The following is a 23,363-nucleotide window of genomic DNA, read 5'->3' on the forward strand; positions in this document are numbered from 1 at the left end:
ACCGGTGGATCCGACCTAGCGTCCGGCGTGGTCGCACGAAGACCGGTGGGGCGACCAGCCGCGGCGCGCGACGGACGCGCGACCGGCCGACACGGGGGGACACATGAGCCTGCACCAGTACCTGAGAGTCCTGCGCCGCCGCTGGCGGTGGGTGGCCGGCCTCGCCTGCGCCTGCACGGCGGTCGCGGCGTTCGTCTCCTTCACCACCCCGCCGACCTACCAGGCCACCAGCACGCTCTTCTTCTCGCTCCAGTTCGGCAACTCGGCCAACGACCTGGCCCAGGGCTCCACCTTCGCCCAGAACCAGGTCGGCTCCTACGCCCTCCTGGCAACGACCCCGGCGGTGCTCGCTCCGGTCATCGACGAGCTGGACCTCGACGCGACCGTCCGCGAGGTCGCCGCGCAGGTGTCGACGAACGTGGTGCCCGACACCGTCGTCGTCGAGGTCAGCGTCGTGGACAGCACCCCCGAGCTCGCGTCCCGGCTCGCCAACGCGGTGACCGGCCAGCTGGCGGAGACGGCGGGCAGGCTCGCACCGGTGACCGCGGACGGGCAGCGGACGGTGGCGGCGACCACCGTTGCCCCCGCCACCGCCCCGACGGCGCCGGTCGGTCCCCGCACCGGTCTGGACCTGGCCATCGGGCTGCTCGCCGGGCTGGCGCTGGGCGTCGTGCTCGCCGTCGGGCGGGACCTCACCGACACCCGCGTCCGCACCGAGGACGACCTGGCGGAGCTGACCGACCGGCCGCTGCTGGCGACGGTGGACAACCCCCGGCAGCAGGGCGACCGGCGCGAGCTCGTCGTCGTCACCGATCCGCGGGGACCGGAGGCCGAGGCGTTCCGTTCCCTCCGGACCGCCGTCCAGTTCAGCGCCCGCCCGGGCCGGCCGCTCTCCCTGCTGGTGACGTCGTCCCGTCCGGGGGAGGGCAAGTCCACGGTCGCGGCGAACCTGGCGCTGACGATGGCCGAGGCGGGTCTGCGGGTCGTGCTGGTCGACGCCGACCTCCGTCGGCCCTCGGTGGCGACCACCTTCGACCTGGAGGGGGCGGCCGGGTTGACGAACGTGCTGGTCGGGCAGGTCGACGTGGCCGACGTCCTGCAGGATCACGGCAGCCCTGGCCTGGACGTGCTGGCGGCCGGTCCGCTCCCGCCCAACCCCAGCGAGCTGCTCGCCGCGCCGGCCATGGCGGAGCTGGTGGCCCGGCTGGGCGAGGACCACGACGTCGTGCTCTTCGACGCCCCACCCTTGCTCCCGGTGACCGATGCCGCCGTGCTGGCCCGGCTGGTGGACCAGACCATCGTGGTGAGCGACGCGTCGCGGACCCGCCGGGGATCGCTGACCCAGGCGCTCGGGCTCCTCGCACGGGTGGAGGGTCGGGTCGTGGGGCTCGTGTTCACCCACGTGCGCCGCCCACGTACGGACCTCTACGGCTACGCGGCAGCCCCCGTCGGGCCGCAGGCGACACCCGCCGGGTCCGCGGCGAGGGCGCCCGAGCCGGTCGGCTCGGGGCGGTCCCGGGTGCAGGGGTGACCCCCGGTCCGTCACGTCGGGACACCAGGGTGCTGCTGGTCTGCACCGGGAACGTCTGCCGCTCACCGGCCGCCGAGCTGCTGCTGCGCTCGGCGCTGGACGCGGTGGGCGCTGCGGGTGTCGTGGTGACCAGCGCCGGCACCCGGGCGCTCGTGGGGGAGCCCGTCCACCCCCCGATGGCGCAGCTGCTGGAGGACGCCGGGGCGCCCACCGGGTCGTTCACCGCCCGCCAGCTGACGGCGCAGGACGTGCGCGACGCCGACCTGGTCCTCGCGCTGGCCCGGGAGCACCGCTCGGCCGTGGTGACGCTCGTCCCGGGCGCGCTGCGCCGCTCCCTGCTGCTCAGCGAGGCGGCGGCGGCCGCCGCGGCTGCCCAGCACGCCGGATGGCCGGTAGGTCCCGGGCACACCGCGGCCGCGCGCCTGGGCTCGCTGCCCGCGCTGGCGTCCCGGCACCGGGCCCCGGACCGGGCCGCGGCCGTCGACGTCCCCGATCCCTACCGGGGACCGGAGGAGGTCTACCGAGCCTCGTTCCAGCTCGTGCGCGACACCGTCGACCAGTTGGTGCGCGCCCTCCGCTGAGCGGCACCGGGTCCGACCCGGACGGGGGACGGGGAGCTCGTCGATCGGGTGAACCCCGCCCCGGACGCTCCCCTTCGTGACACATCGTCACTAACGTCGACAGCGAAGACGACGACATGGCCGACGAGATCGGCCAGCTCGTCACCGAGAGTGAGGGTCCTCGCCGGACAGCGGCCGCCCTCCACCAGCTGGAGGTCGGACTTGACCGTCATCGGCTACGCGCCCGGGGCCTACGACCTCTTCCACATCGGCCACCTGAACGTCCTGCGGCATGCGGCCGACCACTGCGACCACCTCATCGCCGGCGTCGTCTCCGACGAGATGCTGCTGCAGACCAAGGGCCGGTTGCCGGTGGTGCCGCTCGCCGAGCGCATGGAGATCGTCCGCAACCTGCGCTTCGTCGACGACGTGCACGCCGAGGTGGTGCCGGACAAGGTCGACACCTGGCGCGAGGTCGGGTTCGACGTGATCTTCAAGGGCGACGACTGGCGGAGCACCGCCAAGGGCGACAAGCTCGAGCGCGACTTCGCCGCGGTGGGCGTCCGGGTGCACTACTTCCCCTACACGATGCACACCAGCAGCACGATCCTGCGCAGGGCGCTGGCCGCGATCGACGCCGAGGAGCCGGTGGGCCGGGTGGCCCGCGCACTGACCTCCTGAGCGGGGCCGCGCCGGTCCGGCGCCGGGACTAACCTGGACGCCGGCCCCCGCGCGCACCCCGCGCGCCCTGCCCGATGCGGACCCCGCCGTCGGCGCAGGCACGGCTGGGCCGTCACGAACCAGGAGTTGCCTCCGTGAGCTTGCGCGGCGTGCTCGACGTCGTCCTGACCGACGCCGGTGTCGCCTCGGTGGTGGACCGGGCCGGCTCCGCCGAGCTGGCGGTCACCGCCCCACCGTCGGTGCAGCCGCTCGTCGCCGCCGCGCTGGCCGCCGACCGGCCCGGTGCCGGGGTGCCGGTGCTGGTGGTCACCGCGGGGGAGCGCGACGCCGACACCGTCGCCGCCCAGCTGCGCTGCTTCGTCCCCGACCGCCGGGTCGAGGTGTTCCCGGCCTGGGAGACGCTGCCGCACGAGCGGCTCAGCCCCCGCGCGGACACCGTCGGCCGGCGCCTCGCCGTGCTCCGCGACCTGACCCACCCCGGCGACAACGGCACGATCGACGTGCTGGTCGCCCCGGTCCGCAGCGTGCTGCAGCCGCTGGCCCCCGGGCTCGGCGACCTGGTGCCGGTCGAGCTGGCCCCGGGCCAGAGCGCCGAGCTGGACGTCGTCGCCCGGGCGCTGGCCGACGCCGCCTACACCCGGGTCGAGCTGGTCGAGAAGCGCGGTGAGTTCGCCGTCCGCGGTGGCCTGCTCGACGTCTTCCCGCCCACCGAGCCGCACCCGGTGCGGGTGGAGTTCTGGGGCGACGAGGTCGACGAGCTGCGGTACTTCTCCGCGGCCGACCAGCGGTCGCTGGACGAGCGCCCGGAGCGGCTCTGGGCCCCGCCGTGCCGGGAGCTGCTGCTCACCGACGACGTCCGGGCCCGGGCCGCACAGCTGGGTACCGATCACCCGGAGCTGGCCGAGGTCACCGGCAAGCTCGCCGAGGGCATCGCGGTCGAGGGCATGGAGTCGCTCATCCCGGCCCTCATCGGGGGAGAGCGGATGCAGCTGCTCACCGACCTGGTCGCCCGGGGCACCCACGTGCTGGTCTGCGACCCCGAGCGGGTGCGCAGCCGCGCCGCGGACCTGGTGCGCACCGCCGAGGAGTTCCTCGCCGCCTCCTGGCAGACCGCCGCCGAGGCCGGGCAGGCGCCGATCGACCTCGGGGCGTCGTCCTTCCGCGACCTCGAGGACGTCGCCGCGGCCGCCCGCGGCCGCGGCCTGCCCTGGTGGACGACGGGCGTGTTCACCTTGCAGCCGGACGACGACGCCGCGCAGGTGACCTTGGACGCCACCGGCGTCGAGCGGTTCCACGGCGACCAGCAGCAGGCGTTCGACCAGTTCCGCCGCTGGGGCCGCGACGGCTGGCGGGTGGTGCTCACCTTCGCCGGCCCGGGACCCGCGCAGCGCGCCGCCGACCAGCTCACCGAGGCCGACCTCGGCGCCCGCCTGGTGCCCGGCATCGAGACCGCACCCGAGACCGGCGCGCCGCTGGTCACCCAGGGCAACCTGGACGCCGGCTTCGTCTTCCCCGGCGTCGGGGTCGCGCTGGTGACCGAGCACGACCTCACCGGCCAGCGCGGCACCAGCATGCGCGATGCGCAGAAGATGCCGGCCCGCCGCCGCAACGCCGTCGACCTGGTGCAGCTGCAGCCCGGCGACCTCGTCGTCCACGAGCAGCACGGCGTCGGCCGGTACGTGGAGATGGTCAGCCGCACCGTGCACGGCGGGCAACGCGACTACCTGATCGTCGAGTACGCCCCGGGCAAGCGGAACCAGCCACCGGACCGGCTGTTCGTGCCCACCGACTCCCTGGACCAGCTGACCCGCTACGTCGGCGGGGAGGCCCCGGCGCTGTCCAAGCTCGGCGGGGCGGACTGGCAGAAGACGAAGGCCCAGGCGCGCAAGGCGGTCAAGCAGATCGCCGCGGAGCTGATCCGGCTGTACTCGGCGCGGATGGCGACCACGGGGCACGCCTTCGGTCCGGACACCGTCTGGCAGCGCGAGCTGGAGGACGCGTTCCCGTTCCAGGAGACCCCCGACCAGCTCGCCGCGATCGACGAGGTCAAGACGGACATGATGAACCCGGTGCCGATGGACCGGATCATCTGCGGCGACGTCGGCTACGGGAAGACCGAGATCGCCGTCCGGGCGGCGTTCAAGGCGGTGCAGGACGGCAAGCAGGTCGCCGTCCTCGTGCCGACCACGCTGCTGGCCAACCAGCACTTCAAGACCTTCGCGGAGCGGTTCGCCCAGTTCCCGGTCACCGTCGCCGTCCTGTCCCGCTTCCAGTCGACGGCGGAGTCCAACGAGACGCTGCGCAAGCTCGCCGACGGCGAGATCGACGTCCTGGTCGGCACCCACCGGCTGCTCCAGCCCACCACCCGGTTCAAGGAGCTCGGGCTGGTGATCGTCGACGAGGAGCAGCGCTTCGGCGTCGAGCACAAGGAGTACCTGAAGACGATGCGGACGGCGGTCGACGTGCTGTCGATGTCCGCGACGCCGATCCCGCGCACGCTGGAGATGTCGCTGACCGGCATCCGGGAGATGTCGACGATCCTGACCCCGCCGGAGGAGCGGCACCCCGTGCTCACCTACGTCGGCGCCTGGGACGACAAGCAGATGGCTGCCGCGATCCGGCGCGAGCTGCTCCGCGACGGCCAGGTCTTCGTGATCCACAACCGGGTGCAGTCGATCGACAAGGCCGCGGCGAAGATCCGCAACCTGGTGCCCGAGGCCCGGGTGGCGGTCGGCCACGGCCAGATGAAGGAGCACGAGCTCGAGCGGATCATGGTCGGCTTCTGGGAGAAGGAGTACGACGTCCTGGTCGCCACCACGATCGTCGAGTCCGGGCTGGACATCCCCAACGCCAACACCCTGATCGTCGACCGGGCCGACACCTTCGGCCTCTCCCAGCTGCACCAGATCCGCGGCCGCGTGGGCCGTGGCCGGGAGCGGGCCTACGCCTACTTCACGTACGACCCCTCCCGGCCGTTGACCGAGACCTCGGTCGACCGGCTGACCACCATCGCGCACAACACCGACCTCGGCGCCGGGATGGCGGTGGCGATGAAGGACCTGGAGATCCGCGGCTCGGGCAACCTGCTCGGCGGGGAGCAGTCCGGGCACATCGCCGGCGTCGGGTTCGACCTCTACGTCCGGCTGGTCGGCGAGGCGGTCACCGACTACCGCGCGCAGGCGACCGGGGAGTCGCCGCCGGTGGAGCCGGCCGAGGTCCGGGTCGACCTGCCGGTCGACGCGCACCTCCCGCACGACTACGTGCCCGGCGAGCGGCTGCGGATGGAGGCCTACCGCAAGGTCGCGAGCGTGCAGGACGACGAGCAGGCGCAGGCGGTGCTCGACGAGCTCACCGACCGCTACGGCGCCGCGCCGGCCCCGGTGCTCAACCTGCTCGCGGTGGCCCGGTTCCGCGCGGCCATGCGCCGGCTGGGCGTCACCGAGGTGTCGATGCAGGGGCGCAACGTGCGGGTCGGCCCGGTCGAGCTGCGGGAGAGCCAGGTGATGAAGCTGTCCCGGCTCGCCGAGGGCGCCACCTACAAGGAGGCGGTCCGCACCGTGTCGATCAAGGTGCCGGTCGGGCCGGACCGGCGCACCCCGCTGCGGGACGTCGCGCTGCTGGAGAAGCTGCACGCGCTGCTGTCCGCGGTGCTCGAGCAGCCGGTCCTCGCCGCTTCCTGACCTCCCGCGGACCGCTGTCCTGATCCGAGCCACCCCTCGCGTGAGGGAGACGCAGGTCACATGCCTGTGGGACGCTGCGGGGCGTGACGCCCCGCAGAGCCCTCGCCGTGCTCGCCGCCGGACTGGTCGCGGTCGCCCCGCTGGCCGGCTGCCGCACGGCACCGACGGTGGCCGCCTACGTCGGTGAGGAGCAGATCGGCGTCGCGGAGCTCGACGAGGCCGTCGACGCGCGGCTGGCCGACCCGGCGATCGCCGACTACGCGGCGGGGCAGCGGGCCGACTACACGCGGCAGGTGCTGAGCCTGCGCATCGACGCGCAGGTGTACGCCGAGGCGGCCGACCGGCTGGGCGTGGCGGTGCGCGACGGCGAGGTGCGCGAGCGCATCGCCACGCTGCTCGGCGGCAGCGACCCCGACGCCGTCTACGCCCAGGTGGCCCAGCAGCAGGGGGCCACCCCCGAGGACGTGTTCGCCAGCGTGCGCCAGGAACTGCTGCGCCAGCGGATCGCCGACGCGGCCGGGCGGGTGGACCTCTCCGAGGCCGGCTTGCGGGCCCGCTACGAGGAGCTCCGCCCGCAGCTGCAGCAGGTGGCCGTCGGCTTCGTCACCGTCCCGGACCAGGCCACCGCCCAGGCGGTGCTCACCCAGCTGGTGGCAGACCCGGCGAGCTACCCGGCGGTGGCGGCGCAGTACCCCGGCCAGGCCACGCTGCCGCAGGTGCAGACCACCACGCCCGACCAGCTGGCCGGGCCGCTGGCCGAGGCGTTCGCCGCCACCCCCGCCGGGCAGGGCTTCACGCTGCCGGTCCCCGAGGCCGGCGGGGTGGTCGTCGGGTTCGTCGCGGCCCGCACCGAGCCGTCCTTCGCCGAGGTCCGCGGCCAGCTCGCCGAGCAGGCCGGGGAGCAGGCCGGCGAGCTGGGGGCGGAGATCGTCGCGGAGGTCCGCGAGGAGCTCGACCCGGTGGTCAACCCCCGCTACGGCGTGCTCGAGGACGCCCGGGTGGTCCGCCTCACCGAGGGCGTCGTGCAGCCACCCGCCGACGGCGAGGCGGTGGCTGTCGGAGACTGAGCGGGTGCCGATCGCCCTGCTGGTCACCGTCAGCCCCCGCCTGCCCGGACTGCTCGCCCCCGCCGGCTGGCGGGCGGTCACCACCGCGCCGCTCGTCCTCGCGCTGCCCGGCGCGGCGGCCACCGCCGCCGCCCTGCGCGCCGACGGCGAGCCGGTCACCGACGTCGCCGGCCCGGCCGAGGCCGCCGCCGCTGCCGCCCCGGTGCCGGACACCGTGCTGCTGGCCACCCCGGAGGAGGCCGCCGGCTGGACCGTGGTGCCCCGGGTCGCCGGCGCGCCGGAGCCGCCCGGCGCCCGGCTGCTGGACGTCGTCTCGGTGATGGACCGGCTGCGCTCACCCGGCGGCTGCCCGTGGGACGCCGAGCAGACCCACGCCTCGCTGCGCGCGTACCTGCTGGAGGAGGCGCACGAGGCCTACGACGCGATCGTCGACGAGGACCCGGTCGCGATGCGCGAGGAGCTCGGCGACGTGCTGCTGCAGGTCGCCTTCCACGCCCGGGTCGCCGCCGAGGCGGAGCCGGGGTTCGACGTCGACGACGTCGCCGGTGACCTGGTCGACAAGCTGGTCCGCCGGCACCCGCACGTCTTCGGCGATCGCGTACCGGGCTGGGCACCTCTCGACGTCGCGGCCGTCGAGCGCGGCTGGGACGAGATCAAGCAGACCGAGAAGCAGCGCCGCTCGCCGACCGAGGGCGTCTCCCGCTCGCAGCCGGCCACCTCCTGGGGTGCGGCGCTGGCCGGGCGCGCGGAGCGCGCCGGGCTGCCCACCCCGCCGGCCGGTGAGCTGGCCGCCCGCGACGCCGAGGAGCTCGGCACCCTCCTGCTGGGGCTGGTGGTGGCCGCCCGCCGGCGCGGTTGGGACGCCGAGGACGCGCTGCGCGGCGCGGTCCGCCGGTACGCCGACGAGCTGGACGCGGCCGCGGCCGTGCAGTCAGGGCACCCGGGCGGGTGAGGTGACGCGGCGCGGCGGTGGGCGGACGCCCTAGCGTGGAGGGCTGGCCGAACACCCCTGCTGCCTGAGGAGGCGCCCGCGTGCTGACCACCCTGCTCGCCGCCGACGACGGCGCGGTGACCGAGGTGCTGCCGACGAGCACCTGGCTGCTGCTGCTCGTGGTCGCCGGTGCCGCCCTCGTCGCCTGGCTGATCGCGCTGGTCGTCGGGGTGGTGATCACCCGGTTCGCGCGCAGCTCACCGGCGCTGGCCGACCTGTCCCGCCGGGGACGCCGGCCGTTCCGGCTGTTCGTCGTGCTGCTCGCGCTCACCGTGGTGCTCGACGCGGCGCCCGGGGTGGGGGACTGGCGGGACGTCGCCGTCCGGGTGCTCGGGCTCGCGCTGATCGCCGTCGCCGCCTGGCTGGTCGCCGTCGGCGCGTTCGTGATCGAGGACATGGCGCTGGCCCGCTACGACGTCGACGTCGTGGACAACCGGCACGCCCGCCGGGTGCGCACCCAGGTCACCCTGGTCCGCCGGCTCACCGTGGCGGTGATCGCCGTCCTCGCGATCGCCGGGATGCTGCTCACCTTCCCCTCGGCCCGGGCCGCCGGCACCAGCATCCTGGCCAGCGCCGGGCTGCTGTCGGTGGTCGCCGGCCTGGCCGCGCAGACGTCGCTGGCCAACGTCTTCGCCGGCATGCAGCTGGCCTTCACCGACGCGATCCGGGTCGATGACGTGGTGGTCATCGAGGACGAGTGGGGGCGGATCGAGGAGATCACGCTGACCTACGTGGTCGTGCACATCTGGGACGACCGGCGCATGGTGCTGCCCTCGACCTACTTCACCACCACGCCGTTCCAGAACTGGACCCGCAAGGAGTCCGCCGTCCTGGGGTCGGTGGAGCTCGACGTCGACTGGACCGTGCCCTTCGACGAGATGCGCACCGAGCTGGTCCGGCTGGTCGAGGGCGACGAGCTGTGGGACCGCCGGGTGCAGGTGCTCCAGGTGACCGACGCCGTCGGCTCGGTGGTGCGGGTGCGGGTGCTGGTCAGCGCCAAGGACGGCCCCACCCTGTTCGACCTGCGCTGCCACGTGCGCGAGGGGCTGGTCCGCTGGCTGCAGCGCGAGCACCCCGACGGCCTGCCGCGGGTCCGGTACGAGGGCTTCGCCGGCTCGCCGAGCCCGGCCGCCGGTTCGCCGAGCCCGGCCGCCGGTCCGCCGGCCCCGACCCGGCCGGCGCCCGCCGAGCCGACGCCGGTGCCGACCCGGCCCACGCCGCTCCCCGTCGGCGACGGCGGCGACCAGGAGGGCCGCCCCGCGCCCGCGCCCGGGCCGCAGACCGGGTTGTTCACCGGCAGCGTCGAGGCTCTCGAGCGCTCCCGGGCGTTCACCGGCCCCAGCGAGGAGGAGCTGGCCGACCGGGCCCGCGAGGACGCCGACCGGCGGCCCGCCGGGGAGTGAGCGGCCCGCCGGGGAGTGAGCGGCCCGCCGGGGAGTGAGCGGCCCGCCGGGGAGTGAGCGGCCCGCCGGGGAGTGAGCGGCCCGCCGGGGAGTGAGCGGCCCGCCGGGGAGTGAGCGGCCCGCCGGGGAGTGAGCGGCCCGCCGGGGAGTGAGCGGCCCGCCGGGGAGTGAGCGGCCCGCCGGGGAGTGAGCGGCCCCCCGCTCAGCCGGCGCGGGTGGCCACCGGGTCGGAGCCGAGCAGCTGGGGCAGCCAGAACAGCACGGCCGCCGAGACCGCCGTCGCCAGCACGAAGCCGCCCACGCCGCTGTCCATCACGTAGGCCCACAGCAGGCCCACGCCGGGGGCGCCGAAGGGCAGCACGGCGTCGGCGCGTGCCTGCCGGAGCAGCCCCACCCCGCCCGCGGCCGGGTCGACGGGGGCCGGCCGCAGCTCACCGCGCGGCGGCCGGCGGCGCAGCCGTCCGGAGGGCCACAGCTCGGCACCGTCGAGGACCGGCAGCACCAGGCCGTCCCGGGCCGGGTCGCCGCGCACCTCGACCGCGGTGTCGGGGACCAGCCGGTCCACCTCCGGTGCCCAGTGCACCGGCAGCCAGCGCAGGCCGGCCGAGGTGGACAGCTCCAGCCAGCTGCGCACCAGCAGGCCCTGCCGCAGCACCAGGTGCGCGGCGGTGACCCGGGTGGCCGGGCGCCGGCGCAACCGGGGCCGGCCGAGCAGCCGGCCGGCGGTCAGCGCGGCCGCGACGAGCAGGACGACGGCGACCACGACCAGCCCGAAGACGACGTCGGTCAGGCCGGCGGAGGTGGCGTCGCCGTCGGCGTACAGCGGGACCGGGCCCTCGCCGTCCGCCGCCGACGCGTCGTACCGGACGGCGACCTGGGCACCGACCGGCACGTCCTGCGCCTGCGGCAGCTCCAGCCGGCCGGTCCGCTCGGTGCCGTCGGGGCCGGGGAAGCGCAGCACCAGGCCGCGCCCCTCGGGCGGCGCGCCGACGCCGGTGACCGTGGCGGCCACCGTCGTGTCGGCGGCGGCGAGCGGCGCCCGGAGTTCGGCCAGCCGCAGCCCCAGCAGCACCAGCGCGACGGCGCCGACGACGAGCACCGGCAGCAGGCCCAGCAGCAACTGGTGCACGGCCCGCCGGTGCGGGCGCGGCAGCGGGGGAGCGCTCATCGCGGCCATGCTCCCAGGCGTCGCCGCAGGTCCGGCGCGGGTGTGCACGACCGGGGGACCGGCTGGCTAGGCTGCTCCCCGTGGCCAGCATCGATGCAGTAGGCGCGCGGGAGATCCTCGACTCGCGCGGTAACCCGACCGTGGAGGTCGAGGTCGCCCTCGACGACGGCACGATCACCCGTGCCGCGGTCCCGAGCGGCGCCTCCACCGGCGCCTTCGAGGCGGTGGAGCTCCGCGACGGCGGCGACCGCTACGGCGGCAAGGGCGTGACCAAGGCCGTCGACAACGTCCTGGACGTCATCGGCCCCGAGCTCGTCGGCTACGACGCCGCCGAGCAGCGGCTGGTCGACCAGCGGCTCCTCGACCTCGACGGCACCCCCAACAAGGAGCGGCTGGGCGCCAACGCCATCCTCGGCGTGAGCCTCGCGGTCGCCAAGGCCGCGGCCGAGTCCGCCGGGCTGCCGCTGTTCCGCTACGTCGGCGGCCCCTCGGCGCACCTGCTGCCGGTGCCGATGATGAACATCCTCAACGGTGGCGCGCACGCCGACAGCAACGTCGACGTCCAGGAGTTCATGATCGCCCCGATCGGGGCGGCGACCTTCGCCGAGGCGCTGTCGGTCGGCACCGAGACCTACCACGCGCTGAAGTCCGTGCTGAAGAAGCGCGGCCTGGCCACCGGTCTGGGCGACGAGGGCGGCTTCGCCCCGTCGCTGCCCAGCAACCGGGACGCCCTGGACCTGATCGTCGAGGCCGTGCAGGCCGCCGGCTACACCGTCGGCACCGACATCGCCTTCGCCCTCGACGTCGCCGCCACCGAGTTCCACACGGAGGGCGGCTACGACTTCGAGGGGCAGACCCGCTCGGCCGAGTACCTGGTCGACTACTACAAGGGTCTGGTCGACGCCTACCCGATCGTCTCGATTGAGGACCCCCTCGACGAGGAGGACTGGGCGGGCTGGGTGGCGATGACCCAGGAGCTCGGCGACCGGGTGCAGATCGTCGGTGACGACCTGTTCGTCACCAACCCCGCCCGGCTGGCCGACGGCATCGAGAAGGGCGCGGCGAACGCGCTGCTGGTGAAGGTCAACCAGATCGGCACGCTGACCGAGACCCTCGACGCGGTCAACCTGGCCCACCGCAACGGCTACCGCTGCATGATGAGCCACCGCTCCGGTGAGACCGAGGACACCACGATCGCCGACCTCGCCGTCGCCACCGACTGCGGGCAGATCAAGACCGGTGCCCCGGCCCGCAGCGAGCGGGTGGCCAAGTACAACCAGCTGCTCCGCATCGAGGAGGAGCTGGACGACGCCGCCCGGTACGCCGGCGCCGCCGCCTTCCCGCGGCTGGCCCGCGGCTGACGACGCCGTGAGCACCGCCCGCACCCGCCGCGGCCGGCCCGGAGGCGCTCGCCGCCGGGCCTCCTCGCGGCCGGTGCGGGCGGCTGCCCGCGCCAGCGGCGGCAGCCGGCCCGGACGGCGCAGCACGCGCAGCTCGGCCCGCGCCGCCGCCGGGCGTCGCGGCCCCCGGGTCACCGGCCGCGCCGTCCTGCTCGGCGCCCTCGTGCTGCTGCTGGCGCTGACCCTGGCCGGCCCGCTGCGCCAGTACGTGGCCGGCCGGCAAGAGCTGGCCGAGCTCGCCGCCGAGCACGACGCGCTGACCGCGCGGGCCGAGCAGCTGCAGACCCAGCTCGACCGTCAGGCCGACCCCGCCTACATCGCCCAGCGGGCCCGTGAGCGGCTCACCTACGTGCTCCCCGGTGACCGGCTGGTGGTCGTGGGGGACGCCGGCGACCCCGGGGACACCGCCGACGCCCCCGCGGCGACGACGCGGCAGGACGAACCGGTGCCCTGGTACGAGGGCCTGCTCGGCTCGGTGGCGGCCGCCGACGCCGACCCCGCGGCAGCCGGCGACTAGCCCTTCCCGCAGACTCGTGGGGTGCACAGTCCTGACCCCACGCCGGTCTCCCCGCCCGTGACGGCCGAGGACCGCGCGGTGGTCGCCCGCCAGCTCGGCCGCCCCCCGCGCGCCCTGGTCGGCGTCGCCCACCGCTGCCCCTGCGGCCAGCCCGACGTGGTGGAGACCTCGCCCCGGCTGGAGGACGGCACGCCGTTCCCGACGCTGTACTACCTGACCTGCCCGCGGGCCAGCGCCGCCGCGAGCCGGCTGGAGTCGGCCGGCCGGATGAAGGAGTGGCAGGCCGAACTCGGCACCGACCCCGAGCTGGCCGCCGGCTACCAGGCCGCGCACGAGTCCTACCTGGCCACCCGCGACGCCCGGGACGTGCTGCCCACCCGGGCCACCGCCGGCGGGATGCCCGACCGGGTCAAGTGCCTGCACGCCCTGGCCGGTCACGCGCTGGCCGCCGGGCCGGGCGTGAACCCGATCGGCGACCGCGCGGTGGCCGGGATGGGGGAGTGGTGGGCGGCCGGCCCCTGCGCGCAGCCCGAGACCGGGGAGAGCGCCCGATGACCCGTGTCGCCGCCATCGACTGCGGCACCAACTCCATCCGGCTGCTGGTCGCCGACGTGCCGCCGGAGGGGGCGCACACCGACCTGCTGCGGCGGATGGAGGTCGTCCGGCTCGGGCAGGGTGTGGACGCCACCGGCCGGCTGGCGCCCGAGGCGATCGAGCGCACCCGCCTGGTGCTCGCCGAGTACGCCGCACAGGCCCGGGAGCTGGGCGCCGAGCGGGTGCGGATGGTCGCCACCAGCGCCACCCGGGACGCCGCGAACCGCGCCGACTTCGAGCAGATGGTGCTGACCACGCTCGGGCAGCTGCCCGACGTCGTCACCGGCGTGGAGGAGGCGGAGCTCTCCTATCTGGGGGCGACCGCGTCGCTGGCGGCGGCCGCGGCCGCGCACGGGGCCGCGGCGCCGCGCCCGCCGTTCCTGGTCGTCGACATCGGTGGCGGGTCGACCGAGTTCGTGCTCGGCGACGCCGCCGGCGTGCGGGCGGCCCGGTCGGTGGACGTGGGCTGCGTGCGGCTCACCGAGCGGCACCTGCACAGCGACCCGCCCCCGCCGGACGAGGTGCAGGGCGCCGAGGCCGACGTCCGCGCGGCGCTGGAGCTGGTGCGGGCGGCGGTGCCGGTGCAGGAGGCGGTCACCCTGGTCGGCCTGGCCGGGTCGGTGACCACCGTGGCGGCGCTGGCCCTGGAGCTGCCCGGCTACGACCCGGACGCGATCCACGGGTCGCGGATCCCGGTCGGCGCCGTCCGCTCGGTGACCGCCGGGCTGCTGTCGGCCACCCGGGCGCGCCGGGCGGCGTACCCGGTGATGCACCCCGGCCGGGTCGACGTGATCGGCGCCGGGTCGCTGGTGCTCCGGGTGATCATGGACGCGCTGGACTTCGACGAGGTCGTCGTCAGCGAGCACGACATCCTCGACGGCATCGCCCTCCGCCTCGCCCGTCCACCCCGGGCATAGGAGGCTTTGCACGCGGTCTGAACGCCAGAACCGGGTGCAAAGCCTCCTATGCCTCGCGCAGGAGGCTGTTCCTCAGGCGGCGCTGTCGGCGTTGACGCCGGGCGGCAGCTTGCCGGTCACCTTCTGGTAGACGGTGGCGGCCGCGTTGGCGGCGACCAGCCGGCCGGCGGCGTAGAGCGCACCGGAGACGGCGGCCCAGGCCAGCGCGTCGGGCCAGGTCACCCCCGGCGCGGCGGGGTTCTTCGGCGGCGGGTAGCCGCGCACCTTCGTCCAGGCGGTGTCTGCTGCCTTCTTCACCACGATGCCGGCCGGGATCGCCATCGCCGGACCGAGCAGCTTGTACAGGAGCGGGGTCTTCACCTTCTGCTTCTTGGCCACCCCGCGATGATGCCGCCCGGGCCGGTGATCCGCCGCCCCGGGCCTCGGTGGTGGACTGTCCGGGTGGCACTGGACCCCGACGGCTACCCGGTCACCCGCACCCCGGCGGGGGTGCGCCGTGGCGCGGCGGCCGCCCGCGACCTCGCCGTCCTGGACGACCGGGTCTCCGGCTGCCGCGCCTGTCCCCGGCTGGTCGGCTGGCGCGAGGAGGTCGCGGTGACCAAGCGGGCCTCGTTCCGGGACGAGGAGTACTGGGGCCGGCCGGTGCCCGGCCTCGGCCCGGCCGACGCCCGGATCGCCGTCGTCGGGCTGGCGCCGGCCGCGCACGGCGGGAACCGGACCGGCCGGGTCTTCACCGGCGACCGCAGCGGCGACTGGATCTTCGCCGCGCTCTGGCGGGCCGGGCTGGCCAACCAGCCCACCTCGATGGCCAGGGACGACGGCCTGGAGCTCACCGACGTGCGGGTGGCCGCCGCCGTCCGCTGCGCCCCGCCGGCCAACGCCCCGACGCCGGAGGAGCGGGACGCCTGCTCCCCGTGGCTGGCCCGCGAGCTGGCGCTGCTGCCCCGGCTGCGGGTGGTCGTGGTGCTCGGCGGCTTCGGGTGGACCGCGTTGTGGCCGGTGCTCGCCGAGGCCGGGTACGCGATCCCGCGTCCCCGCCCAGCCTTCGGCCACGGCGTCGAGGTGACCCTGACGGGCCCGCGCGGCCCGCTCACCCTGCTGGGCAGCTACCACGTCAGCCAGCAGAACACGTTCACCGGCCGGCTCACCGAACCGATGCTCGACGCCGTCCTGACCCGGGCCACGGAGCTGGCCGCGGGGTGATCGGGCGGGCCACCGGTTAGGGTCCGGCACGGCCACGCCAGGTCGGCCCCCGTAGCCCAATCGGCAGAGGCAGGCCCCTTAAAAGGGTCCCAGTGTCGGTTCGAACCCGACCGGGGGCACCGGCGGACGCGCGGGAACTACCGGGTGACCGATGGCGTTGGAACCAGCAGTGTGAGGTGCGAAGCTGCACCTCACGGTCCACCCAGTCACCTCGAGGAGATGACGATGCCCAGCAGCAACCCGGCCTTCCGGGGGTTCCCGGCGGCCGGCAACGGCCAGAACGTCGGCTGGGGTGCAGGCCCGCAGCAGACGTACGGCGGGGCGCCCACCCAGCACGACCCGTACTCCGCGCCGTCGCCGTACGCGGCGACCGGCCGCGCCTACATGACGATGGACGACGTCGTCACCAAGACCGGCGTCAGCTTCCTGGTGACGGTGCTCTCGGCCGCGGCCACGTGGGCCCTGGTCCCCGACGGCCTGGCGATGGGCCTGGCCCTGCCGGCCGTGCTCATCGCCCTGGTCCTCGGCCTGGTGATCTCGTTCAAGCAGATCGCCAGCCCGGTGGCCACGCTGTCCTACGGCGCGCTCTACGGTGTCGCGCTCGGCGCGATCAGCGAGGCCTACAACGACCAGTTCTCCGGCATCGTCGTCCAGGCGCTCGTCGGTACCTTCGGTGTCTTCGCCGGGATGCTGTTCGCCTACAAGACCGGCGCCATCCGGGTCACCCCCAAGCTGACCCGCTGGATCGTCGGGGCCCTGTTCGGCGTCCTGGCGCTGGTCATCGTGAACCTGGTGGCCGGCTTCTTCACCCCCGGCGGCCTGGGGCTGCGTGACGGTGGCCCGATCGCCATCATCTTCAGCCTGGTCGTGATCGGCGTGGCGGCGTTCACGCTGCTGCTCGACTTCGACATGGCCGACGAGGCGATCCGCCGCGGCGTGGAGCCGAAGTTCGCCTGGTACATCGCCTTCGGCCTGCTCATCACGGTCGTCTGGCTGTACCTGGAGATCCTGCGTCTGCTCAGCTACTTCCGCGAGTGAGCTGACACCGGTTCGAACGCACCGTGGCCCGGTCCCCGCGAGGGGGCCGGGCCACGGTCGTGTCCGGGGTCGGAACCCTCAGCTGAGCCGCTCGAGCACCATCGCCATGCCCTGGCCGCCACCGACGCACATCGTCTCCAGGCCGAACTGGCCGTCGCGGGCGCGCAGCCCGTTGAGCAGCGTGGTGGTGATCCGGGCGCCGGTCATGCCGAACGGGTGGCCGACGGCGATCGCCCCGCCGTGCACGTTCAGCCGGTCGAGGTCGATGCCCAGGTCCCGGTAGCTGGGGATGACCTGCGCGGCGAACGCCTCGTTGATCTCCACCAGGTCCATGTCCGAGATGGACATGCCCGCCCGGGCCAGCGCCTGCTGCGACGCCTCGACCGGGCCGTAGCCCATGATCTCCGGCGAGAGCCCGGTGACCCCGGTGGAGACGACCCGGGCCAGCGGGGTGATCCCGAGGTCCTGGGCCTTCCGGTCGCTCATGATCACCAGGGCGGCGGCGCCGTCGTTGAGCGGGCAGGCGTTGCCGGCGGTGACCCGGCCGTCGGGGCGGAACACCGGCTTGAGCGCGCTGATGCCCTCCAGGGTGGTGCCGGCGCGGGGGCCGTCGTCGGCGGAGACCACCGTGCCGTCGGGCAGCGTCACCGGGGTGATCTCCCGGGCCCAGAAGCCGTCGGCGATCGCCTGCTCGGCGAGGTTCTGGCTGCGGACGGCGAACTCGTCCATCTCCTGCCGGGAGACGTCCTTGACCAGCGCCAGGTTCTCCGCGGTCTGCCCCATCGCGATGTAGGCGTCGGGCAGCTCGCCGTCCTCCCGGGGGTCGCGCCACCCGTCCGCGCCGCTCTCGGCCGCCTTCACGACCCGGGCCTTGGCGTCGGCGAACACCGGGTTCTCGGTGTCCGGCAGGGCGTCGGAGCTGCCCTTGGCGAACCGGGACACCATCTCCACGCCGGCGCTGATGAAGACGTCGCCCTCGCCGGCCCGGATCGCGTGCAGCGCCATCCGGGTGGTCTGCAGCGAGGAGGAGCAGTACCGGGTGACCGTCGTGCCGGGCAGGTGGTCCATCCCCAGCAGGACGGCGACGATGCGGCCCATGTTGAAGCCCTGCTCACCGCCGGGGAGGCCGCAGCCGAGCATCAGGTCGTCGATGTCGGTCGGGTCCAGCTGTGGCACCTGGTCCAGGGCGGCGCGGACGATGGTGGCGGTGAGGTCGTCCGGGCGCAGGTCCTTGAGGGACCCCTTGAACGCGCGGCCGATCGGGGATCGGGTGGCGGCGACGATGACGGCTTCGGGCATGGGTCCTCCACGATGAGGATCGCCGCCGGGACGGCGGCGGACGTCGGGTCGCCCCCGAACCTACTCCCGGGTAGCGCTCGCGACCGACGCCGCCGGGGCTCAGCGGTCGACCGTCTCCCGGGCCTCGTCGGCCTGCACCGAGGTGGGCATCTCCGGCGGTCGCCGGCGGCGCAGCCGGGCCCACGGCCCGCGGGGTCCGGCGCCCTCGCCGTGCACCTCGGTCGGCTGGACCTCGGTGCCGGGACGGCCCGCGGCCCGGGCCGCGGCCTGCGCGATCGGGCGGACGGTGTCCCGGCGCAGCCCCAGGCCCCGGTCGGCCGCGGCCGGCCAGACGCCGAGGGAGTCGGCGATCGAGGGCAGCAGCACCGAGGCCGCCGCGGCGTAGCCGGCGGCAGACGGGTGGAACTCGTCGATGCTGAACAGCGTCCGGTCGCTGGCGAACGACGGGCCGAGCACCGAGCCGAGGGAGACGGTGCGCCCACCTTCGGCGACGACGGCGATCGTCTGCGCCGCGGCCAGCTGCCGGCTCCAGCGCCGGGCGAACAGCCGCAGCGGCTGCCGGATCGGCCGGATGGTGCCCAGATCGGGGCAGGTGGCGACGACGACCTGGCACCCGGTGGCGGCCAGCGCCCGGACCGCCTCCGCGAGGTGCCGGACCGAGACGGCCGGCTTCGCCCGGCTGGTGACGTCGTTGGCGCCGATCATGATCAGTGCCACGTCGGGCTTCTCCGCCAGCGCCTGCTCCACCTGGGCGGCGAGGTCGCGGGAGACGGCGCCGGAGACGGCGACCCGCACCAGCCGCACCGGTCGCTCGGCCAGCTCCGCCAGCGCGGCGGCGATCAGCACGCCGGGGGTCTCCGCGGCCCGGTGCACGCCCAGGCCGACGGCGCTGGAGTCACCGAGCACGGTGAAGACCAGCGGCTTCCCCCGGCCGCGGCCGTAGACGCCGTTGCCGGTGGGCGGGTCGGCCTTCGCCGTCCGGGCGACGACCCGGCGCCGGGCGGCGCGGGCCTCCTGGCGCAACAGCGTGACCAGGCCGGCGCCGGCCAGCCCGAGGCCGCCGCCGCCGTAGGCAGCGCCGGTCGCCAGTCGTCGCGCGCGGTTGGCTCGCGTCACCGGGCCGTCGCCTCCTGCCGTTCGTGCCTCGAGCTCGATCACCCGGGACCTCCCTGCAGGCTAGCCACCGCCGGAGCGCGGACAGGGCACCAGAGTGCGTCCGCCCGCCGGGCGGACCGTGCCCGTGGGACCTGGTCTACCTCCCCGGGGTGACGTGCAGGCGACGCCCAGGCGACCGGGAGGTCAGCGGATCGGCAGCTCGATGACCATGCCGCGGTGCGGCCCGACCGGCCGCAGGTCGTACTCGTCGGTGACGGGCGTGAAACCGATCCGCGCGTAGAAGCCGACGGCGGCCGCGCGGGCGTCGCACCAGACCAGGTCGCCACCGCGGGCGGCCACCCGCACCAGGCCCTCGGCGACCAGGGCGCGGCCGGCGCCGAGCCCGCGCACCCGCGGGTCGGTGGCCATGCCGCGCAGCTGCCAGGAGCCCTCGCCCTCGCGCCACGGGCAGTCGCGCGGGTGGAAGCGGACCACGCCGACGATCGCGCCGCCGTCGACCCGGGCGGCGAGGTGGATCGTGTACGGGGCGTCGTCCTCGTCGATCTCCACCGGTCGCCCCTGCCGGAGCTCCTGGGCGCGCAGCGGGTAGGTGGCCGCTGCGTCGACCTGCTCGATGGTGATCGTGCCGGTGGTCCCCGGCGCCCGGCCCGCCTCGGTGCTCACCGGTCCAGTGTCCCCGAACCGTTGCGGGTGCCCCGCGTGGCCTTCAGCTCACCGGGAGCGTCGCCCCCTGCGGGCCCGGAGGTAGTCGGCGACGACGTACTCCCCGAGCCGTTCGGTGTCCGGGGAGAACACCCGGCCCCCGGCGCGGGCGGTGATGTCGTGCACGAACTCCACCAGCCCGGGCTCCGGGTCCAGCGCGAACACGTTCAGCGTCGCCCCCGAGCGGGCCACCCGCTCCACCTCGGCCACCGTGCGGGCGATCGTCTCCGGCATCGGCGGCCAGCAGAAGTACGGCGTCCCGTCGTCCTCCAGGTGCGCGGTCGGCTCGCCGTCGGTGACCACGAGGACCACCGGCTCGGCGTCCCGGTGCCGGGCGAGGAAGCGCCGGGCCAGCATCAGCCCGTGCTGCAGGTTGGTGCCCTGGAGGGTGTCGACGCTCAGTTCGGCGAGGGTCTCCGGGCGCAGCACCTGCGCGGTGGAGGAGAAGCCGATGATCTCGATGGCGTCCTGCGGGAACTGGGTGGTCACCAGGGAGTGCAGCGCCATCGCGGTCGACTTGGCCGCCCCCCAGGTGCCGCGCAGCGCCATCGAGTAGGAGAGGTCGACCAGCAGCGCGACCGCGGCACCGGTGCGCCGTTCGGTCTCCACCACCTCGAAGTCCTCGACGGCGATCTGCACCCGGCGCTGCCCCTCCTGGCGGGGGGTGCCGGCGCTGCGCAGCACCGCGTTGCGCACCGTGCGGACCACGTCCAGCGGCTGCTCGTCGCCGAACCGCCACTCGCGCGACGCCCCGGTCAGCTCCCCGGCCGCGCCGGCGTCGGCGACGTCGTGCTCGCCGCGCCCGGTGGCCGACAGCTGGGCGAACACCCGGCGCAGCGCGGTGGCGCCCAGCCGGCGGACCGCCTTCGAGGAGAGCTCCAGGCGCCCCTCGCTGCGGTTGAGGTAGCCCTGCCGTTCGAGTTCGCGCTCCAGCCGGCGCAGCGCCTGCAGGTCGTCGACGGCCGAGCGGCCGAGCGCCTGCTCCAGCAGCTCCTCGTCGACGTCGGCCAGCGAGGCGCCCGCGTACCCCTGGGACAGCTGCTGGGACAGCGACTCCAGGTCGGCCAGCTCGGCGACCGCGGAGGTCGCGTCGCCCAGGCCGAGCCCCTGCTCGCCGTCCGGCACCGGGCCGCGCTGCCCCCAGGGCAGGTCCGGGCGGGCCTGGCGCAGCGCGTCGTTGAGGTGGGCCATCTCGCTCTGCAGGCCGAGGTCGCCCATCGCCTGGCCCATCAGGTCCTGCAGCTCGGCGCGCTGCTCGGGGGAGAGGCCGGCCATCATCCGCTCCTGGGCGGCGGCGCGGCGGGCGAGGGAGTCGATCAGCTCCTCGACCGACTGGGGGTCGTCGGGGAAGAACTGGCCGTGCTTGCCCATGAAGTCGGCGAACTGCTGGTCGGTGTCCTCCCCGCGGTTGTGCGCGTCGACCAGCGCCGAGAGGTCGGCCACCATGTCCTTGACCGCCTGCATCGCCGCGCCGTCGCCGTCCTGCATCTGCTGCAGGGCCTGCTTCATGCCCTTGAACGAGCTGTCCAGCACCTCCTGGCGGAGCAGCTCCTCGATCTGCTGGTACGCCTGCGCGGCGTCCGGCGAGCACCACTGGTGGTCCTTGAGCGCGCGCACCGCCCCGGCGGTGTCCGGCGGCAGCGCGTCGAGCTCGGCCTCGGCCAGCCGCGCGGCGTCGTCCGGGTCGGGGAACAGCGCCGTCCGCTCGGCCTCGACCGCCTGGTCCAGCAGCTCGCGGACCTGCTCCAGGGTGCCGTCCATCCGCCCCGCCTGCCGGGCCTGGCGGAGCCGGTCGCGGACGTTGCGGCGCAACGCGTCCAGGCCGCGGCGCCCGTCGGCGCCCCGGCGCAGCAGGTCGCGCAGCGCCTCGCGGACGCCGCTGCCGGCGAGCACCTGGTCGCCGATCTCGTCGACCGCCGCGGCGACGTCGTAGGGCGGCGCGAGCGGGTCGGGCCCGCCCCGCCACGGGCCGTAGCGGTAGCCCCGGGGGCGTCGACCGGCCACCGTCAGGCCCCGTACACCGTGCGGCCGCCGTCGGTGTCCTTGGCCAGCCGGCGGGTCAGGTACAGCCCCTCGAGGGCGAACTCGACCGCGGCCGCCGCCTGCTCCGCGGACTCCTCGCCCTCGGGCACACCGAGCCGGCCCAGCAGCTGGGCCAGGTTCGGCACCGTGCCCAGCTGGCCCAGCAGCGCCGCCGCCGGCACCAGGTCACCGGACTCGACGGTGTCCCCGCCGGTGAAGTGCTCCTGCAGCCCGGTGAGGTCCAGGCCGCCGCAGCGGGCGCGGAAGGTCTGCGCGGTCGCCTGCCGCAGCAGGTGCTCGAGCACCTCCAGGTCGCGCTCGTCGTCGGGGTCGCTGCCGGCGTCGGCGAACTCGACCTTGCCCCGGCTGGCCGGGACGATGCTCGGCAGGTCGACGACCCGGGCCACCGGCCGGGTCTCCCCGGCCACCGCGGCCCGCCGGACGGCGGAGGCGGCGACCGTCTCCAGCCCGGCGATGGCGAACCGGGCGCTCACCCCGGAGCGCTGGTCGACGTGGCTGGACTCGCGGACCAGCCGGGTGAAGCGGGCGACGATCTCCACGAGGTGCTCGGGGACGAGCGGGGCCTCGGCGCCGGTGCCGCTGAGCCACCCGGTCCGCGCCTCCTGCTCCAGCAGCCGCACCTCGTCGGCGAGCTCGATCGGGTAGTGGGTGCGCACCTCGGCGCCGAACCGGTCCTTGAGCGGGGTGATGATCCGGCCGCGGTTGGTGTAGTCCTCCGGGTTGGCGCTGGCCACCAGCAGCAGGTCCAGCGGCAGCCGCACCCGGTAGCCGCGGATCTGGATGTCGCGCTCCTCGAGCACGTTGAGCAGCGCCACCTGGATCCGCTCGGCCAGGTCGGGCAGCTCGTTGACGCTGAAGATGCCGCGGTTGGTGCGCGGGACCAGCCCGTAGTGCACCGTCTCCGGGTCGCCCAGCGTGCGGCCCTCGGCCACCTTGATCGGGTCGACGTCGCCGATCAGGTCGCCGACGCTCGTGTCGGGGGTGGCGAGCTTCTCCCCGAACCGCTCGCTGCGGTGCAGCCAGCCGACCGGGGTCTCGTCGCCGTGCTCGGCGATCTGCCGGTGCGCCCAGACGCTGATCGGGGCCAGCGGGTGCTCGTTGAGCTCGCTGCCGACCAGCACCGGGGTCCACTCGTCGAGCAGGCCGACCAGGGTGCGGATCAGCCGGGTCTTGCCCTGGCCCCGCTCACCGAGCAGCACCAGGTCGTGGCCGGCGATCAGCGCCCGCTCGACCTCGGGGACGACGGTGTCCTCGAACCCGACGATGCCGGGCAGAGAGGGCTGCCCGGCGCTCAGCCGGGCGAGCAGGTTGTCGCGGATCTCGGCCTTGACCGGCTTGGTGGTGGCGCCCTGGGCGCGGAGCGCACCGAGCGTCGTGGGAGCGGGGGGAGCCGGGACCTGAGCGGTCCCCAGCGGTGCGGCGTCCGTCACCTCGACCACGGTACGACGGGGAT

At 75.3% G+C, this 23,363-nt stretch carries 20 protein-coding genes and 1 tRNA gene; 14 read left to right on the forward strand and 7 right to left on the reverse strand.

What is annotated here, in order from left to right:
* Positions 1-103: 103 nt before the first annotated feature.
* The 7 genes from JD78_RS00200 (at position 104) to JD78_RS00230 (ending at position 9,913) form a co-directional block, all read left to right on the forward strand.
* Entirely contained in the window at positions 104-1,531 is a 1,428-nt protein-coding gene (locus JD78_RS00200; protein ID WP_153358147.1) for a tyrosine-protein kinase domain-containing protein, read from the forward strand.
* 29 nt (positions 1,532-1,560) lie between these two features.
* Entirely contained in the window at positions 1,561-2,112 is a 552-nt protein-coding gene (locus tag JD78_RS00205) for an arsenate reductase/protein-tyrosine-phosphatase family protein (RefSeq protein ID WP_208103930.1), read from the forward strand.
* Positions 2,113-2,313: 201 nt separating this feature from the next.
* Complete coding sequence (locus tag JD78_RS00210; RefSeq protein WP_153358151.1) at positions 2,314-2,772, forward strand: FAD synthase family protein; 459 nt, start codon at positions 2,314-2,316, stop codon at positions 2,770-2,772.
* Positions 2,773-2,906: 134 nt separating this feature from the next.
* Complete coding sequence (gene mfd, locus JD78_RS00215; protein WP_153358153.1) at positions 2,907-6,452, forward strand: transcription-repair coupling factor; 3,546 nt, start codon at positions 2,907-2,909, stop codon at positions 6,450-6,452.
* A gap of 83 nt (positions 6,453-6,535) precedes the next feature.
* Positions 6,536-7,519: a SurA N-terminal domain-containing protein gene (locus tag JD78_RS00220; protein WP_153358155.1), complete on the forward strand. Its 984-nt coding sequence runs from the start codon at positions 6,536-6,538 to the stop codon at positions 7,517-7,519.
* Positions 7,520-7,523: 4 nt separating this feature from the next.
* The gene (locus JD78_RS00225) at positions 7,524-8,471 is read left to right on the forward strand and encodes a nucleoside triphosphate pyrophosphohydrolase (protein ID WP_153358156.1); all 948 of its coding nucleotides are present in this window, start codon (positions 7,524-7,526) and stop codon (positions 8,469-8,471) included.
* A gap of 80 nt (positions 8,472-8,551) precedes the next feature.
* Positions 8,552-9,913 (forward strand): mechanosensitive ion channel family protein, encoded by a 1,362-nt coding sequence (locus JD78_RS00230; protein ID WP_208103931.1) that lies wholly within the window; start codon positions 8,552-8,554, stop codon positions 9,911-9,913.
* Between the two features lie 202 nt (positions 9,914-10,115).
* On the opposite strand, the gene JD78_RS00235 is transcribed toward JD78_RS00230, so the two are convergent.
* Positions 10,116-11,081, reverse strand: coding sequence for a hypothetical protein (locus JD78_RS00235; protein WP_153361042.1), 966 nt, complete (start codon positions 11,079-11,081; stop codon positions 10,116-10,118).
* An 80-nt stretch (positions 11,082-11,161) separates the two neighbouring features.
* On the opposite strand from JD78_RS00235, the gene eno reads away from it, so the two are divergent.
* Genes eno through JD78_RS00255 form a run of 4 tightly spaced genes read left to right on the forward strand, consistent with a single transcriptional unit; the run spans position 11,162 to position 14,509 of the window.
* The gene (gene eno, locus JD78_RS00240; RefSeq protein ID WP_153361043.1) at positions 11,162-12,442 is read left to right on the forward strand and encodes a phosphopyruvate hydratase; all 1,281 of its coding nucleotides are present in this window, start codon (positions 11,162-11,164) and stop codon (positions 12,440-12,442) included.
* Positions 12,443-12,449: 7 nt separating this feature from the next.
* A complete protein-coding gene (locus tag JD78_RS00245; protein WP_228395222.1) occupies positions 12,450-12,998 on the forward strand; it encodes an FtsB family cell division protein in 549 nt (182 codons plus the stop codon).
* A gap of 21 nt (positions 12,999-13,019) precedes the next feature.
* A complete protein-coding gene (locus JD78_RS00250; RefSeq protein WP_153361044.1) occupies positions 13,020-13,553 on the forward strand; it encodes a DUF501 domain-containing protein in 534 nt (177 codons plus the stop codon).
* Complete coding sequence (locus JD78_RS00255; protein WP_153361045.1) at positions 13,550-14,509, forward strand: Ppx/GppA phosphatase family protein; 960 nt, start codon at positions 13,550-13,552, stop codon at positions 14,507-14,509. The genes JD78_RS00250 and JD78_RS00255 overlap by 4 nt, the downstream gene beginning before the upstream one ends.
* Before the next feature lie 72 nt (positions 14,510-14,581).
* Here the strand turns inward: JD78_RS00255 and JD78_RS00260 are convergent, their stop codons facing one another.
* A complete protein-coding gene (locus JD78_RS00260) occupies positions 14,582-14,887 on the reverse strand; it encodes a DUF4235 domain-containing protein (RefSeq protein ID WP_153361046.1) in 306 nt (101 codons plus the stop codon).
* A gap of 63 nt (positions 14,888-14,950) precedes the next feature.
* Here JD78_RS00260 and JD78_RS00265 point away from each other — a divergent pair, with 63 nt between their 5' ends.
* The 3 genes from JD78_RS00265 (at position 14,951) to JD78_RS00275 (ending at position 16,750) form a co-directional block, all read left to right on the forward strand.
* Positions 14,951-15,712, forward strand: coding sequence for a uracil-DNA glycosylase (locus JD78_RS00265; RefSeq protein ID WP_194290494.1), 762 nt, complete (start codon positions 14,951-14,953; stop codon positions 15,710-15,712).
* 45 nt (positions 15,713-15,757) lie between these two features.
* A tRNA-Leu gene (locus tag JD78_RS00270) sits at positions 15,758-15,831 on the forward strand.
* Positions 15,832-15,937: 106 nt separating this feature from the next.
* Positions 15,938-16,750, forward strand: coding sequence for a Bax inhibitor-1/YccA family protein (locus tag JD78_RS00275; protein ID WP_153361047.1), 813 nt, complete (start codon positions 15,938-15,940; stop codon positions 16,748-16,750).
* Between the two features lie 78 nt (positions 16,751-16,828).
* Here JD78_RS00275 and JD78_RS00280 read toward each other — a convergent pair whose 3' ends face one another.
* From JD78_RS00280 to JD78_RS00300, 5 genes are all read right to left on the reverse strand, one after another.
* The gene (locus JD78_RS00280) at positions 16,829-18,049 is read right to left on the reverse strand and encodes an acetyl-CoA C-acetyltransferase (protein WP_153361048.1); all 1,221 of its coding nucleotides are present in this window, start codon (positions 18,047-18,049) and stop codon (positions 16,829-16,831) included.
* A gap of 99 nt (positions 18,050-18,148) precedes the next feature.
* A complete protein-coding gene (locus JD78_RS00285) occupies positions 18,149-19,165 on the reverse strand; it encodes an SGNH/GDSL hydrolase family protein (protein ID WP_153361049.1) in 1,017 nt (338 codons plus the stop codon).
* A gap of 183 nt (positions 19,166-19,348) precedes the next feature.
* Positions 19,349-19,828, reverse strand: coding sequence for a GNAT family N-acetyltransferase (locus tag JD78_RS00290; protein WP_153361050.1), 480 nt, complete (start codon positions 19,826-19,828; stop codon positions 19,349-19,351).
* Between the two features lie 48 nt (positions 19,829-19,876).
* Positions 19,877-21,871 carry a vWA domain-containing protein gene (locus JD78_RS00295; RefSeq protein WP_153361051.1) on the reverse strand — a complete coding sequence of 665 codons (1,995 nt, stop codon included), beginning with the start codon at positions 21,869-21,871 and terminating at the stop codon, positions 19,877-19,879.
* A 2-nt stretch (positions 21,872-21,873) separates the two neighbouring features.
* Positions 21,874-23,340 (reverse strand): sigma 54-interacting transcriptional regulator, encoded by a 1,467-nt coding sequence (locus JD78_RS00300; protein ID WP_166520876.1) that lies wholly within the window; start codon positions 23,338-23,340, stop codon positions 21,874-21,876.
* Positions 23,341-23,363 lie beyond the last annotated feature (23 nt).

This window comes from Modestobacter roseus (genome assembly GCF_007994135.1).
GTDB classification, from domain to species: Bacteria; Actinomycetota; Actinomycetes; order Mycobacteriales; family Geodermatophilaceae; genus Modestobacter; species Modestobacter roseus.